Genomic DNA, 15,099 nt, shown 5'->3' on the forward strand with positions numbered 1-15,099 from the left:
CATCGGCCGCAATGCTGACGCCATGCATCCTCCGAATTCCACGTGATCTCACCATGAGCGACAAGAAAGCATCCTCCGGCAAGCCGCAGAAGTCCGAGTCGAAATACCCCGTCAATCTGCTCGACACCCCGTTTCCGATGCGCGGCGACCTGCCCAAACGCGAGCCGAAATGGGTCAAGGAATGGGAGGACAACCAGGTCTACGAGAAGATCCGCGCGGCCTCGAAGGGCCGCAGGAAGTTCATCCTGCACGACGGCCCGCCGTATGCGAACGGCGACATCCACCTCGGCCACGCGGTCAACAAGATTCTCAAGGACATGATCGTCAAGGCGCGCAACCTCGCGGGCTTCGACGCGGTCTACGTGCCGGGCTGGGACTGCCACGGTATGCCGATCGAAATCCAGATCGAGAAGCAGTTCGGCAAGTCGCTGCCCGCCCAGGAAGTGATGAAGAAGGCGCGCGAGTACGCGGCCGGCCAGATCGAGACGCAAAAGAAGGGCTTCAAGCGCCTCGGCGTGCTCGGCGACTGGAACAACCCCTACAAGACCATGAATTTCGTCAACGAGGCCGGCGAGATCCGCGCGCTCGCGAAGATCATGGAGAAAGGGTATGTGTTCCGGGGCCTCAAGCCCGTGAACTGGTGCTTCGACTGCGGCTCGGCGCTGGCCGAGGCCGAAGTCGAGTACAAGGACAAGACCGATCCGACCATCGACGTGCTGTTCCCGTTCGCGCAGCCCGCCGAAACGGCGGCCGCATTCGGCCTCGCCGCGCTGCCGCGCGAGGAAGGCGGCATCGTGATCTGGACCACGACGCCGTGGACGATCCCGTCGAACCAGGCGCTGAACGTGCACCCGGAGATCGACTACGCGCTCGTCGACACGCAGCGCGGCCTCCTGATCCTCGCCGTCGAGCGCGTCGAGGCGTGCATGAAGGACTTCGGCCTCGAAGGCCGGATCGTCGCCACCGCGAAGGGCGAAAAGCTCGCGAACCTGCGCTTTCATCACCCGCTCGCCTCGGCGCATCCGGGCTACCGGCGCACCTCGCCGATCTACCTCGGCGACTACGTCACGACCGACACCGGCACGGGCATCGTCCACTCGGCGCCCGCCTACGGCGTGGAAGACTTCGTGTCGTGCAAGGCGCACGGCATGGCCGACTCGGACATCATCAGCCCGGTGATGGGCGACGGCCGCTACGTCGAATCGCTGCCGCTGTTCGGCGGTCTCTCGATCTGGGCCGCGAACCCGCAGGTCGTCGACGCGCTCGACGCCGCCGGCACGCTGCTGCGCAGCGAGAAGTACCTGCACAGCTACATGCACTGCTGGCGCCACAAGACGCCCATCATCTACCGCGCCACGTCGCAGTGGTTCGCGGGCATGGACGTGACGCCGAAGGACGGCGGCAAGACGCTGCGCGAAACCGCGCTCGAAGGCATCGAGGCCACGGCGTTCTACCCGTCCTGGGGCAAGCAGCGCCTTTATTCGATGATCGCCAACCGCCCCGACTGGACGCTTTCGCGCCAGCGCCAATGGGGCGTGCCGATGGCGTTCTTCGTGCACAAGGAGACCGGCGAGCTGCATCCGCGCACGATCGAGCTGCTCGAACAGGTCGCGCAGCGCGTGGAAAAGGAAGGCATCGAGGCGTGGCAGACGCTCGATCCGCGCGAGCTGATCGGCGACGACGCCAACCTGTACGAGAAGAACCGCGACACGCTCGACGTCTGGTTCGACTCGGGCACGACGCACTGGCACGTGCTGCGCGGCTCGCACAAGGACGCGCTGCAGTTCCCGGCCGACCTCTATCTTGAAGGCTCGGACCAGCATCGCGGCTGGTTCCACTCGTCGCTGCTCACGGCTTCGATGCTCGACGGCCGCCCGCCCTACAACGCGCTGCTCACGCACGGTTTCACGGTGGACGGCGAGGGCCGCAAGATGTCGAAGTCGCTCGGCAACGGCGTCGATCCGCATGAAGTGGCGAACCGCCTCGGCGCGGAAATCATCCGCCTGTGGATCGCCTCGACCGATTATTCGGGCGAGCTCGCGATCTCCGAGGAAATCCTGAAGCGCGTGACGGAAGGCTACCGCCGCATCCGCAACACGCTGCGCTTCCTGCTCTCGAACCTCTCGGACTTCGACTTCGACACGCACGCGCTGCCCGCGAACGAGTGGCTCGAAATCGACCGTTACGCGGTGGCGCTCACGCACACGCTGCAAAACGACGTGCTCGCGCACTACGACCGCTACGAGTTCCACCCGGTCGTGGCGAAGCTGCAGACGTTCTGCTCGGAAGACCTCGGCGGCTTCTACCTCGACGTGCTGAAGGACCGCCTCTACACGAGCGCGGCCGACTCGAAGGCGCGCCGCGGCGCGCAAACGGCGCTGCACCACATCACGCACAGCCTGCTGCGCATCCTCGCGCCGTTCCTCTCGTTCACGGCCGAGGAAGCGTGGAAGGTGTTCCAGCCGCACAGCGAAACCATCTTCACCGAGACGTTCCACGCATTCCCGGACATCGCCGCCGCGCAGGATCTGATCGTCAAGTGGACGCTGCTGCGCGAAGTGCGCGGCAACGTGACGAAGGCGCTCGAAGAGGCGCGCGTGGCGAACCAGATCGGCTCGTCGCTGCAGGCCGAAGTGCGCATTCTCGCGAGCGGCGCGCGCTACGACGCGCTCGCCTCGCTCGGCGACGACCTCAAGTTCGTGCTCATCACGTCCGGGGCGGAAATCGTGAAGGTGGCAAGCGAGGCGGAGGAAGGCGTCGAGGTGGTGACGTCGAAATACCTCAAGTGCGAACGCTGCTGGCACTACCGCGAGGACGTCGGCGCGAACGCGGAACATCCGGGCCTGTGCGGCCGCTGCGTCGCGAATCTGTTCGGCGACGGCGAGAAACGGAGCGCGGCATAATGGCGAAAACCCTGCCGAAGCAGTCCGGATCGAACGGCGCGGGCGGCACGCTCGTGCCGTGGCTGGGCATCGCGGTGATCGTGATCCTCGCCGACCAGCTCACGAAGATCGCCATCGCGAAGATATTCAGCTACGGCGAAGGCCGCGCGATCACGTCGTTCTTCAATCTCGTGCTCGTCTACAACAAGGGCGCGGCGTTCAGCTTCCTGTCGGCGGCGGGCGGCTGGCAGCGCTGGGCGTTCACGGCGCTCGGCGTGGTCGCGGCGCTCGTGATCTGCTATCTGCTCAAGCGTCACGCCGCGCAGAAGCTCTTCTGCACGGCGCTCGCGCTCATCATGGGCGGCGCGCTCGGCAACGTGATCGACCGCCTGATGTACGGCCACGTGATCGACTTTCTCGACTTCCACGTGGGCGGCTGGCACTGGCCGGCGTTCAACCTCGCCGACAGCGCGATCACCGTCGGGGCGGTGCTGCTGGTGTTCGACGAATTGCGGCGCGTGCGCGGCGCGCGCTGAGTGTGCATGGGACCGGAGCAAGTGGCAAAGGCACCCGCTCCGGCCGACAGGAGACCTGACTTGAACACCTCCGCTGCAAACCCGGGCGAGCTGGCCGGGCGCCACCTCGTCCTCGGCATGACGGGCGGCATTGCCTGTTACAAGATCGCCGAGCTCACGCGCCTCCTGACCAAAGCCGGCGCGACCGTGCAGGTCGTGATGACCGAGGCGGCCACGCAGTTCATCACGCCGGTCACGATGCAGGCGCTCTCGGGGCGCCCCGTCTACACGAGCCAGTGGGACGGCCGCGTGCCCAACAACATGGCGCACATCGACCTTTCGCGCGGCGCGGACGCCGTCGTCATCGCGCCCGCCTCCACCGACTTCCTCGCGAAGCTCGCCCACGGTTTCGCCGACGACCTGCTCTCCACGCTGTGCGTCGCGCGCGACTGTCCGCTGCTGGTCGTGCCCGCGATGAACCGGCAGATGTGGAACCACCCCGCCACTCAGCGCAACGTCGCGCAGCTGCGCGCGGACGGCGTCGAAACGCTCGGACCCGACTCCGGCCCGCAAGCGTGCGGCGAGGTCGGCGACGGCCGCATGCTCGAACCCGAGGCCGTGTACGAGTCGATCGTCTCGTTCTTCGCGTCGAAGGTGCTGGCGGGCCGCAAGCTCCTCATCACCGCCGGCCCGACCTTCGAGCCGCTCGATCCCGTGCGCGGCATCACCAACCGTTCGAGCGGCAAAATGGGCTTCGCGCTCGCGCGCGCCGCGCAGCAAGCCGGCGGCGACGTGCATCTGGTCGCGGGCCCGGTTGCGCTGCAAACGCCGTGGGGCGTGTATCGCGAGGACGTGCAAACCGCGCAGCAGATGTACGACGCAGTGATGCGCGCCGCGCCTGACGCCGACGTCTTCATCGGCGTGGCGGCGGTGGCCGACTGGCGCGTCGACCACGTAGCCGGGCACAAGATCAAGAAGACGGCCGGGCAGCGCATGCCCACGTTCACGTTCGTCGAGAACCCCGACATTCTGGCGTCGGTCGCGGCGATGCCGAATCCGCCGTTCTGCGTGGGTTTCGCGGCCGAAAGCGACGACCTCGAGGTACACGGCGAGGAAAAACGCGCGCGCAAAAAGGTGCCGCTCCTGATCGGCAATCTCGGCCCGCTCACGTTCGGCCGGGACGACAATGAAGTCGTGCTGTTCGAGGCAGACGGCCGCACGCCGCTGCCGCGCGCGGCCAAGCAGGCGCTTGCGCAGACGCTCGTCGCCGAGATCGCGCGGCGTCTGCCCGACCCCAGCATCATCTCGTGACGCGCGCGCCGGCGCATCCGTGTGCCGGCGCGCGGCGCCGCGAACGTAGGCAAGGAGCAGTACTGCCATGACACTGCTTTCCATACTGGATCAGTCCCCCGTCATCGCTGGGCACAGCGCGGCGGACGCCGTCGCCGCCACCATCGAACTTGCGCAGCTCGCCGACGACCTCGGCTATACGCGCTACTGGTGCGCCGAGCATCACGGCCTGCTGGGCGTGTGCAATCCCTGCCCGGAAGTCATGCTCGCGCGGCTCGGCAGCGTGACGAAGCGCATTCGCATCGGCTCGGGCGGCGTCATGCTGCCCTATTACAGCCCGTTCAAGGTTGCCGAGCAGTTCATGATGCTCGAGGCGCTTTTTCCGGGCCGCGTCGACCTCGGCGTCGGACGCGCGCCGGGCGGCGACATGCGCACCGCACAGGCCGTGGCCGCGGGCGCGTACAACCGGGGCGACCAGTTCGCGCAGCAGGTGCAGGATCTCGTCGGCTTGATGGACGGCACGCTGCCCGCCGACCACCTCGCGCACGGCGTCGTGCTGCAGCCGCAGATCGAGACGCGCCCGCAGCTCTGGGTGCTGGGCTCCAGCGACTTCGGCGGCATCCTCGCCGCGCAGCTCGGGCTGCGCTTCTCATTCGCGCATTTCATCAACGCGCACTTCGGGCATCTCGTGGCCGAGGCATATCGCGACCGCTTCAAGGCGGGCCACGAAGCGAAGCCGTATCTCGCGTGCGCCGTATTCGCGATTTGCGCCGACACGGAAGCCGAAGCCGCCGATCTCGAAAAAGCCGTCGATCTGCGTCGCGTGCAAATGGCTTACGGCCTGAACGCGCCGATTCCGAGCATCGAGCAGGGGCGCGCTCAGGAATACGGCGAGCGCGAGCAGATCGTGATCGACCGCGAGAAGCCGCGCAGCGTCATCGGCACGCCCGCGAGCGTGACCGAGCGCCTGCTTGCGATCAGGGACGATTTTCGCGCCGACGAACTCATCGTGCTAACCGTCGCGGGCAGCTACAAGGCTCGTCTGCGCTCCTGCGAACTTCTCGCCGAGGCGTTCCAGTTGCCTCGCGCCTGAACAACCCACCACCGCCACAACAACCGAATCGTCATGAAAATCGACATCAAGATCCTGAACGAGCGCATGCGCGACCAGCTGCCCCAATACGCGACGCCGGGCAGCGCCGGCCTCGACCTGCGCGCGTGCATCGACGCGCCGATCACGCTCGAAGCGGGCGAAACGAAGCTCGTGCCGACGGGCCTCGCGATCCACGTCGCCGATCCGGGCTACGCGGCGCTGATCCTCCCGCGCTCGGGCCTCGGCCACAAGCACGGCATCGTGCTCGGCAACCTGGTCGGCCTGATCGACTCCGACTACCAGGGCGAGCTGATGATCTCCACCTGGAATCGCGGCCACGCGACGTTCACGCTCAACCCGCTGGAGCGCCTCGCGCAGCTCGTGATCGTGCCGGTCGTGCAGGCGCAGTTCAATATCGTCGACGACTTCGAGGCAAGCGAGCGCGGCGCGGGCGGCTTCGGCAGCACGGGCAAGCATTGAGCGCAACGCGCTCGCCTGTGCATTGCGCAGGCCACAAAAAAGCACGCCGAGGCGTGCTTTTTTGCTTTTAGAGCGTGGCCTCGGTTCGCCCGGCCACATCGGGGCGCCGGCGATACCAAAGCGCATACGCCACCACGAGCACCACGAGAAACGCGAGGCCATAGGCCAGCGTCATGCGGAACTCGCGCGTAAACGCCGTGCCGGCCAGAATGCCGAGCATCAGGATCGCGCCCAGCACGCTCGTGAACGGGAAGCCCCACATGCGGAACCGCAGCGCTGCGCCGCCTTCGCGCTCCCGGCGCATGCGGAAGAATATCTGCGTGACGAAGATCATGAGCCACGTGAACATCGCGCCGAACATGGCGATCGACATCATCAGCGTGAACGCCGCCTGTGGCCAGAGCGCATTGAGCACGGCCGCCACGGCAATGCCGATGGTGGAGAGCGAAAGCGCGGCGGTGGGCACGCCGTGGCGCGTGAGCCGGCCGAACACCGTGGGCGCGTACCCGGCGCGCGAGAGGCTGAACATCATCCGCGTGGTGATGTAGAGCTGGCTGTTCATCGCCGAGAGCGCCGCCACGAGCACGACGAAGTTGATCGCACCCGCCGCGTACGGCACGCCGGTCGCGGCCATGACCTTCACGAACGGGCTCTCGTCGCCGCCCGCCGCGGTCCACGGCACGATGGCGAGCATGAGCGCGAGCGTGAGCAGGTAGAACAGCACGAGGCGCAGCACGGTCGCGCGGAACGCGCGCGTGACGGCGCGCTGCGGGTCCCGCGCCTCGGCGGCGGCGACGGCGATCGTCTCCACGCCGAGGTAGCTGAACAGCGAGACGATCGTCCCCACCCAGACGCCCCACCAACCCTTCGGCAGCAATCCGCCGTGCGAGGTGTAGTTCGCGAAACCCACGCCGGACCCGGCCGGCGCCCGCCACACGAACCACGCACCCAGCACGATGAACGCGACGATGGCCGCGATCTTGAGGCTCGAAAAGAGGTATTCGATGGTGCCGTAGGCGCGCACGCTCATTGCGTTCACAACGATCAGCGCCGCCGAAAATCCGACGATCCAGTAGAGCCCCGGCACGTGCGGAAACCAGAATTTCATGTAGACGGCGATCGCCGCAACCTCGGTGCCGACCGCAAGCACATAGGCGGACCAATACGCATAGCGCACGACGAAACCGGCAAGCGGACCGATGTAGTGCTCGGCATACGCGCCGAACGAGCCCGGCACCGGGTGCGCGACGGTCATTTCGGCGAGCGCGCCCATCAACAGCAAGGCGATCAGCGCGCCGATCCCATAAGAGACCAGCACGCCCGGGCCGGCAAACGAAATCGCGAAGCCGCTGCCGAGAAAGAGCCCCGTGCCGACCGCCCCGCCGACGGCGATCATCGTCATCTGCCCGGCGGACAAGCCCTGGCGCAGCCCCTTTTCGCGCTCGACGATGGTTTCGAACGCCCCCGATTTATGTGGTACCACTATTTACACCCCTGCTTCGCGCAGACGCGACCGGGCGCTGCGCATGAAAGAACCGCCGACGGCGAGACAAAGCGCCTATTTTAGCTGGCGAGGCTTCACCCGCCTCCCAGGCGGCGACGGGCAAAAGAAAACGGCGCAGTCCTTTCGGACCACGCCGTCTCGCATGACCAGGCGCGCCGTACCGCGCGGCCGCTTACTCCACTTCGACCGCTTCCGGGTTGCGCGGCGCAGGCTGCTCGTCGAACGTGAGCTGGACCTTGTCGTCCGCATCCACGTCCACGGTCACGCGGCCGCCGTTCATGAGCTTGCCGAACAACAGTTCGTCGGCGAGCGCACGGCGGATCGTGTCCTGGATCAGGCGCTGCATCGGCCGCGCGCCCATGAGCGGGTCGAAGCCGTGCTTCGCCAGATGCTTGCGCAGCGCGTCGGTGAAGATCGCGTCGACCTTCTTCTCGTGCAACTGATCCTCCAGCTGCATGAGGAACTTGTCGACCACGCGCATGATGATTTCCTCGTCGAGCGCGCGGAAGCTGATCGTCGCATCGAGCCGGTTGCGGAACTCGGGCGTGAACAGCCGCTTGATGTCGGCCAGTTCGTCGCCCTGCTCGCGGCGGGTCGTGAAACCGATCGTCGCCTTGTTCATCGACTCGGCGCCCGCATTCGTCGTCATGATGATGATGACGTTGCGGAAATCTGCCTTGCGGCCGTTGTTGTCGGTCAGCGTGCCGTGGTCCATCACCTGGAGCAGCACGTTGAAGATGTCCGGATGCGCCTTCTCGATTTCGTCGAGCAGCAGCACGCAGTGCGGCTTCTTCGTGACGGCTTCGGTGAGCAGACCGCCCTGGTCGAACCCGACGTAGCCCGGCGGCGCGCCGATCAGGCGGCTCACCGCGTGGCGCTCCATGTACTCCGACATGTCGAAGCGGATCAGCTCGATGCCGAGCGTGAACGCGAGCTGCCGCGCCACTTCGGTCTTGCCGACGCCGGTCGGGCCCGAGAACAGGAACGAGCCGATCGGCTTGTCGGTCTTGCCGAGGCCCGCGCGCGCCATCTTGATCGAGGCGGACAACGCGTCGATGGCGGGGTCCTGGCCGAACACGACGGCCTTCAGGTCGCGGTCGAGCGTCTGCAGCTTGCTGCGGTCGTCCTGCGAGACGCTTTGCGCCGGCACGCGCGCGATCTTCGAGATGATCTCCTCGATCTCGCTCTTGCCGATGGTCTTCTTCTGCTTCGACTTCGGCAGGATGCGTTGCGCCGCGCCCGCTTCGTCGATCACGTCGATCGCCTTGTCGGGCAGATGACGGTCGGTGATGAAGCGCGCCGAGAGTTCGGCGGCCGCATTCAGCGCACCCGACGAATACTTCACGCCGTGGTGCTCCTCGAAGCGCGATTTCAGGCCGCGCAGGATCGCCACCGTCTGCTCGACGGTCGGCTCGACCACATCGACTTTCTGGAAGCGCCGCGACAATGCAGCGTCCTTTTCGAAAATCCCGCGATACTCGGTGAACGTCGTTGCGCCGATGCACTTGAGCGTGCCCGACGACAGCGCCGGCTTGAGCAGGTTCGAGGCGTCGAGCGTGCCGCCCGACGCGGCGCCCGCGCCGATCAGCGTGTGAATCTCGTCGATGAACAGGATCGCGTGCGGACGCTCCTTCAGCTCCTTGAGCACCGTCTTCAGGCGCTGCTCGAAGTCGCCGCGATACTTGGTGCCCGCGAGCAACGCGCCCATGTCGAGCGAGTAGACCTGCGCGTCCGCGAGGATGTCCGGCACCTCGCCGCGCGTGATCCGCCAGGCGAGGCCCTCCGCGATCGCGGTCTTGCCGACCCCGGCCTCGCCCACGAGCAGCGGATTGTTCTTGCGGCGGCGGCACAGCACCTGCACGACGCGCTCGACTTCCAGTTCGCGCCCGATCAGCGGATCGATGCGGCCGTCCTTCGCCATCTGGTTCAGGTTCTGCGTGAACTGGGCGAGCGGCGTTTCCTTCTGGCCGGCGGCGTCTTCGGCTTCGGCGTTCGCGTCGCTGGCCTTGGCCGCTTCGCCACTACCCGTTTTCGCGATGCCGTGCGAAATGAAGTTCACGACGTCCAGCCGCGTGACGCCCTGCTGCTGCAGGTAGTACACCGCGTGCGAATCCTTCTCGCCGAAGATGGCGACCAGCACGTTCGCGCCCGTCACTTCCTTCTTGCCGTTCGAAGTCGACTGGACGTGCATGATCGCGCGCTGGATCACGCGCTGGAACCCGAGCGTCGGCTGCGTATCGACGTCGTCGGTGCCGGGGACCGTGGGGGTGTTGTCGTGAATGAAGTTGCGCAGGTTCTGTCGCAGGTCTTCGATATTGGCGGCACACGCGCGCAGTACTTCCGCCGCCGTTGGATTGTCCAACAGCGCCAGGAGCAGATGCTCGACCGTTATGAACTCGTGCCGCGCCTGACGTGCTTCCATGAACGCCATGTGCAGGCTGACTTCCAGTTCCTGGGCAATCATGCTTCCTCCATCACACACTGCAGCGGATGCCCGGCCTGCCGTGCGTGGGTAACGACTTGCTCAACCTTGGTCGACGCGATGTCCCGCGTATAGACCCCACAAACTCCCCTGCCCTCGCGATGCACCTTCAACATGATCTGCGTTGCGGTCTCGCGGTCCTTATTGAAATATTCCTGCACGATCATCACGACGAATTCCATCGGCGTGTAGTCGTCGTTCATCAGCACGACCTTGTACATGGAGGGCGGTTTGACCTTTTGCTCCTGCCGCTCCAGTACGGTTGAATCCTGCTTGTCCGGGATAATCGCCATACACCCATTCTAAACAACTCGGACAGGCCCGCAATCCTGCCGTAACCCGACCGGCCGTCCGGTGAACCCGGCGCTTGCGACCTGCATGCCGTCGCCAGCAATTCACGCGCCGTGACCCGGCCCCGATCCCTTCGACCGGCTGCGGGGCCGGTACACAATTCTGCTGCCAGCAGCTTTCGCGCCACCGTTGAATCGAGTATCGCACAACCTTGGCGTCGCCGTGGAAAGCGACTGTAGGCGCCCGCACGCAGCATGTCAGATTCCATGCGGTGCATCCCATGTGCGTCGATTGTGCGGTTTTTCAAGATGACGCGCACACTGCGCGCAGCGTCGGCGAAAAGCAGGAAAAACCCTGGAAATGCGTTCTTTACAACGCGTCAGAGAACGTCTCAAAATATTCTTGACAGCAGAATAAAGAGCCCCAACAATCAAGCTGGCACTTTTTTCAACCGCCTCAAATTCGAAAAAATGCCGTTGGTGAGCTTGTGAGGAGGGGGCGATCGCGCCGCGATCGTTTAGCTTTTCGAACTGCTCGTGGTAGTGACATGAGTTACAGGGGAAGTTGGTATGGCAACCGGTACGGTCAAGTGGTTCAACGACGCGAAGGGTTTCGGGTTCATTACGCCGGATGAAGGCGGTGAGGACCTGTTCGCTCACTTTTCGGCCATTCAGATGAACGGCTTCAAGACCCTCAAAGAAGGGCAAAAGGTGAGCTTCGAGGTCGTGCAAGGCCCGAAGGGTAAACAGGCATCGAACATTCAGGCAGCAGCCTGATCCGTTCGGTACCCGTACCTTGGAAACCCGGCTACGGCCGGGTTTCTTTTTGCTTCATCGTTTTTTAACGTTCGCGTGCTAGCTCACGCGCAACGTGCCCATCATGCCGAGATCCTCGTGCTCGATGATGTGGCAATGAAACATGCGATCGCCTGCCTCGTGCTGAACGGTCGCAATGTGCACGGTCTCGCCGGGCCGCACGTTCACCGTGTCGCGCCACGCCAGCAGTTCCTCCTCCTTGCGCTCGCCGTTCCGCTCGCGGGCCAGCACCTGAAACTGCGTGCCGTGCAAATGAAACGGATGATCCATGTCCGTGCCGTTTCCGATCGCCCAGTGCTCCACTTCGCCGCGCCGGCTCGACAGTGTCACGCGCGCCGGATCGAATACCGCCCCGTTCACCATGAATTGCATGCCGCGCGGCATGCGGCGCCTGGACGCGCCCGGCTGATGCATCAGGCGCATGTCCATCGCCTCGCTGAACACCACGCTTTTCTTCGGGGGCGTTCGCGTAAGTGACGAATCGAGCGGCACGATCTCGCGCAGGCGCGCAGGCAGCATGGAATGCGTAGCGCGTTCCGGCGCGAAGCGGACGTTTGCCAATGTCATCGATGGCCCCGCAGGCAAGCTGCCGTGCGACATCGACATCTTGCCGCGGTCGTACTGCGCCGCGATGAACGACGCGTGCGACGCACCCGGCCCGGCGCGCACGATCAGTTCCGCGCGTTCGCCGGGGGCCAGCAAAAGCGCGGTGCCCCCCTCACGCGGCGCGCCCAGCAAGCCGCCGTCGGTGCCGACTTGCGCGAAAGCGCGGCCGTCGTCGAACGCGAGTTGCAGATAGCGCGCGTTACATCCGTTCCAGACGCGCCAGCGCTCGTCGCGCACGACTTCGATCTGCGGCTGCCGCGCACCGTTCAGGAGGACGAACTGACCTTCGCGGCCGTTCATCCAGTCCATCATGCTGTTCGCGGCAATCGTGCCGTCCGCCGCGAGCTTCAGGTCCGAAACGAACAGATGCCGCTCGGGCCACGCGGCGAGCGGATCGTCGGCGGCGCGCACGACGATGGGGCCCGCCAGCCCATGGGACACCTGCCCGGAGGTCAGCATGTGGGGATGCGGATGATACCAGTAGGTGCCCGCACTTCCCGGCGGCAGCGTGAAGCGATAAACGCGCTGCCCGCCCGGCGCGACGGGACTCGACGGATTGCCATCCTGATCGGGGGGCACGGGCAAACCGTGCCAGTGGATCGTCGACGGCTGGGGAAGGCGGTTGACGAACGTGATTTCAACGTTGTCGCCCTCGTGCACGTCGATCAGCGGGCCGATGACCGGACCGTCTTTTTCAGCCGGCGCGCCGGCATCGTACTGCCAGAAAACCGTGGGCGGCTTGCCGGGCAGCAACGGCCGCGCCGCGAGTTGCGCGACGAGCGTCGCGCGAAACTGGCCCGGCTCGCGGCTCTCGTTGGCGAGCGTGCGCAGCGCGGCCAGCGGCGCGCCGGCGGGCAACGCGTCGGCAGCCGCCAGCGGCGACTGCATCATGCCGCCCGACATGGCGGGCATATCCGCCATGCCGGACATTGCGTGCATGGCATCGTTCGCTTCTTGCGCGAATGCGCGCCGCGCGAACAGCGACGCCGTGGCGGCGCTCAACGCGCCGGACAAGAACGTTCTTCGTTTCATCGATGGTTCCTCCTACCTCGTTCATGCCTGGGCACGCGACGCGCAGCGACAGGCGCGCCGCGCGCGCGGCCATTCGCTTCGCGCGCGACTCGTGCGCGAAGCACCTCGATCGAGCAGCGGGTCGTGTTCGACGACCTGCGAGCGGCCCGCTTCAGGCGATCGGAGGAGGCAAAGGAGGAGCGTGCGTGATCCCGGCGCGCAGCGCTGCGGGGAGAATGGCGAGCACGGTGCGACCGGTGGTCCGCGCATCGAAGGAAATCGCGACGGGCAGCGCGCCGCAGTGCGCACCGCAACCGGCGACGCAGCAGGTCGCGCTGCATGCGCCATGAGAACCGTGGCGGCCGGTTTGCGTCGCGTCGCCCGCATTCGCCGTCTCGCAATGCGCGCTGGCCGCAGCCACGGCTTGTGGCGGCAACGCGCTGCGCTGCATGTGTTCGCATGCCGTGGCGCTGCGCACGGCAAAGAGTGCGAACAGGCAGGCTAGAAGAAAGCGACACAGGAATTTCATGCGGACTGGAGCGACGGACCGGCTGAGTTGGTGCGCATCATCATATCGCACGAGAGGCATCGCGGTGCTCGCCGACAGGGACACGCGCAACCCGTCCGCAATTTCCGCATGAAAAGCAAAAACCCCGGCAGACCGTCGGCCAGCCGGGAGTCGCGAGACGGCGCGCAGCCGCGCGGCGCGCCTACATGTTTTCGATCATCACCTGCCCAAACCCGGAACACGACACCTGCGTCGCCCCTTCCATCAGGCGCGCGAAGTCGTACGTCACGCGCTTCTGCAGAATCGACTTCTCCATCGACGCAATGATAAGGTTGGCCGCCTCGACCCAACCGAGATGGCGCAACATCATTTCCGCCGAGAGAATCTCCGAGCCCGGATTCACATAGTCCTTGCCCGCATACTTCGGCGCCGTGCCGTGCGTCGCCTCGAACATCGCTACGGAATCCGAAAGATTGGCGCCCGGTGCGATGCCGATGCCGCCCACCTGCGCCGCGAGCGCGTCGGAAATGTAGTCGCCGTTCAGGTTCAGCGTGGCGATCACGTCGTATTCAGCAGGACGCAGCAGGATCTGCTGCAGGAACGCATCGGCGATCACGTCCTTGATCACGATGTCGCCACCCGTCTTCGGGTTCTTGATCTTCATCCACGGTCCGCCGTCGATGAGTTCCGCCGCGAACTCCTTCTGCGCAAGCGCATAACCGTAGTCGCGGAACGCGCCTTCGGTAAACTTCATGATGTTGCCCTTGTGCACGAGCGTGACCGACCGGCGCTCGTTGTCGATCGCATACTGGATCGCCTTGCGCACGAGGCGCTCCGTGCCCTCGCGAGAAACCGGCTTCACGCCGATGCCGGAACTGTCCGGGAAGCGGATCTTCGACACGCCCATCTCTTCGCGCAGGAACTTGATGAGCTTCTTCGCGCCCTCGGACTCGGCAGGCCATTCGATGCCCGCATAAATGTCTTCCGAATTCTCGCGGAAGATCACCATGTTGACCTTCTCCGGCGCACGCACCGGCGAAGGCACGCCCTTGAAGTACTGCACCGGACGCAGGCACACGTAGAGGTCGAGTTGCTGACGCAGCGAGACGTTCAGCGACCGGATGCCGCCGCCCACCGGAGTCGTGAGCGGGCCCTTGATCGACACGACATATTCCTTCAGAACGTCGAACGTTTCTTCGGGCAGCCACACGTCGGGGCCGTACACGCGCGTTGCCTTCTCGCCCGCGTAGATCTCCATCCAGTGAATCTTGCGCTTGCCGCCATAAGCCTTTTCAACCGCTGCGTCGACCACCTTGAGCATGACCGGCGTGATGTCGACGCCCGTGCCGTCGCCCTCGATGTACGGGATGATCGGCTGGTCGGAGACGTTGAGCGAGAAATCCGGATTGACGGTGATCTTGTCACCGCCCGTCGGAACCTTGATGTGCTGATACGGCATGATCGACTCCAGTAAGGGCAAGGCTGTGGAAGCGGGTATGACGCAGCGCTTCCGGGAGCGGCGACGTTTCGACCGCGGACATGCTTCTCCCCGTCGAGGCTTCCCGACATCCAGCGCGGTCGATGTTCGCGGCAAGACTGTCCGGGGGCACGCGGCGCACGGC

Annotated in this window: 12 protein-coding genes; 6 read left to right on the forward strand and 6 right to left on the reverse strand. The window is 65.4% G+C overall.

Annotation, left to right across the window (positions count from 1 at the left end):
* The first annotated feature begins 53 nt into the window (after window positions 1-53).
* The 5 genes from ileS to dut all read left to right on the forward strand — a co-directional run bounded on the left by ileS (window position 54) and on the right by dut (window position 6,260).
* Complete coding sequence (ileS, locus tag BLU17_RS07980; protein ID WP_091996190.1) at window positions 54-2,903, forward strand: isoleucine--tRNA ligase; 2,850 nt, start codon at window positions 54-56, stop codon at window positions 2,901-2,903.
* Complete coding sequence (lspA, locus tag BLU17_RS07985; protein ID WP_091996191.1) at window positions 2,903-3,418, forward strand: signal peptidase II; 516 nt, start codon at window positions 2,903-2,905, stop codon at window positions 3,416-3,418. Before ileS ends, lspA begins: the two co-directional genes overlap by 1 nt.
* 117 nt (window positions 3,419-3,535) lie before the next feature.
* Window positions 3,536-4,708, forward strand: a complete 1,173-nt coding sequence (coaBC, locus tag BLU17_RS07990) for a bifunctional phosphopantothenoylcysteine decarboxylase/phosphopantothenate--cysteine ligase CoaBC (RefSeq protein ID WP_245746772.1) — start codon at window positions 3,536-3,538, stop codon at window positions 4,706-4,708.
* Window positions 4,709-4,775: 67 nt separating this feature from the next.
* Complete coding sequence (locus BLU17_RS07995) at window positions 4,776-5,780, forward strand: LLM class flavin-dependent oxidoreductase (RefSeq protein WP_091996193.1); 1,005 nt, start codon at window positions 4,776-4,778, stop codon at window positions 5,778-5,780.
* Window positions 5,781-5,813: 33 nt separating this feature from the next.
* Window positions 5,814-6,260, forward strand: coding sequence for a dUTP diphosphatase (gene dut / locus BLU17_RS08000; RefSeq protein WP_091996194.1), 447 nt, complete (start codon window positions 5,814-5,816; stop codon window positions 6,258-6,260).
* 67 nt (window positions 6,261-6,327) lie between these two features.
* On the opposite strand, the gene BLU17_RS08005 is transcribed toward dut, so the two are convergent.
* The 3 genes from BLU17_RS08005 to clpS form a co-directional block, all read right to left on the reverse strand.
* On the reverse strand, window positions 6,328-7,743 hold the full coding sequence (locus BLU17_RS08005) for an amino acid permease (protein ID WP_245746764.1): 1,416 nt from the start codon (window positions 7,741-7,743) through the stop codon (window positions 6,328-6,330).
* A gap of 193 nt (window positions 7,744-7,936) precedes the next feature.
* Window positions 7,937-10,228, reverse strand: a complete 2,292-nt coding sequence (gene clpA / locus BLU17_RS08010; protein ID WP_091996195.1) for an ATP-dependent Clp protease ATP-binding subunit ClpA — start codon at window positions 10,226-10,228, stop codon at window positions 7,937-7,939.
* Window positions 10,225-10,539 carry an ATP-dependent Clp protease adapter ClpS gene (gene clpS, locus BLU17_RS08015; RefSeq protein WP_091996196.1) on the reverse strand — a complete coding sequence of 105 codons (315 nt, stop codon included), beginning with the start codon at window positions 10,537-10,539 and terminating at the stop codon, window positions 10,225-10,227. The genes clpA and clpS overlap by 4 nt, the downstream gene beginning before the upstream one ends.
* A gap of 567 nt (window positions 10,540-11,106) precedes the next feature.
* Between clpS and cspD the strand changes: the two genes are divergently transcribed.
* Complete coding sequence (cspD, locus tag BLU17_RS08020; protein WP_017776809.1) at window positions 11,107-11,313, forward strand: cold shock domain-containing protein CspD; 207 nt, start codon at window positions 11,107-11,109, stop codon at window positions 11,311-11,313.
* A gap of 78 nt (window positions 11,314-11,391) precedes the next feature.
* On the opposite strand, the gene BLU17_RS08025 is transcribed toward cspD, so the two are convergent.
* The 3 genes from BLU17_RS08025 to icd all read right to left on the reverse strand — a co-directional run bounded on the left by BLU17_RS08025 (window position 11,392) and on the right by icd (window position 14,936).
* Window positions 11,392-12,990 (reverse strand): multicopper oxidase family protein, encoded by a 1,599-nt coding sequence (locus BLU17_RS08025; RefSeq protein WP_091996197.1) that lies wholly within the window; start codon window positions 12,988-12,990, stop codon window positions 11,392-11,394.
* A 151-nt stretch (window positions 12,991-13,141) separates the two neighbouring features.
* On the reverse strand, window positions 13,142-13,498 hold the full coding sequence (locus BLU17_RS08030) for a hypothetical protein (RefSeq protein WP_091996198.1): 357 nt from the start codon (window positions 13,496-13,498) through the stop codon (window positions 13,142-13,144).
* A gap of 181 nt (window positions 13,499-13,679) precedes the next feature.
* The gene (gene icd / locus BLU17_RS08035) at window positions 13,680-14,936 is read right to left on the reverse strand and encodes an NADP-dependent isocitrate dehydrogenase (protein ID WP_091996199.1); all 1,257 of its coding nucleotides are present in this window, start codon (window positions 14,934-14,936) and stop codon (window positions 13,680-13,682) included.
* Between the last annotated feature and the right edge of the window lie 163 nt (window positions 14,937-15,099).

The organism is Paraburkholderia lycopersici (genome assembly GCF_900096975.1).
Lineage (GTDB): Bacteria > Pseudomonadota > Gammaproteobacteria > Burkholderiales > Burkholderiaceae > Paraburkholderia > Paraburkholderia lycopersici.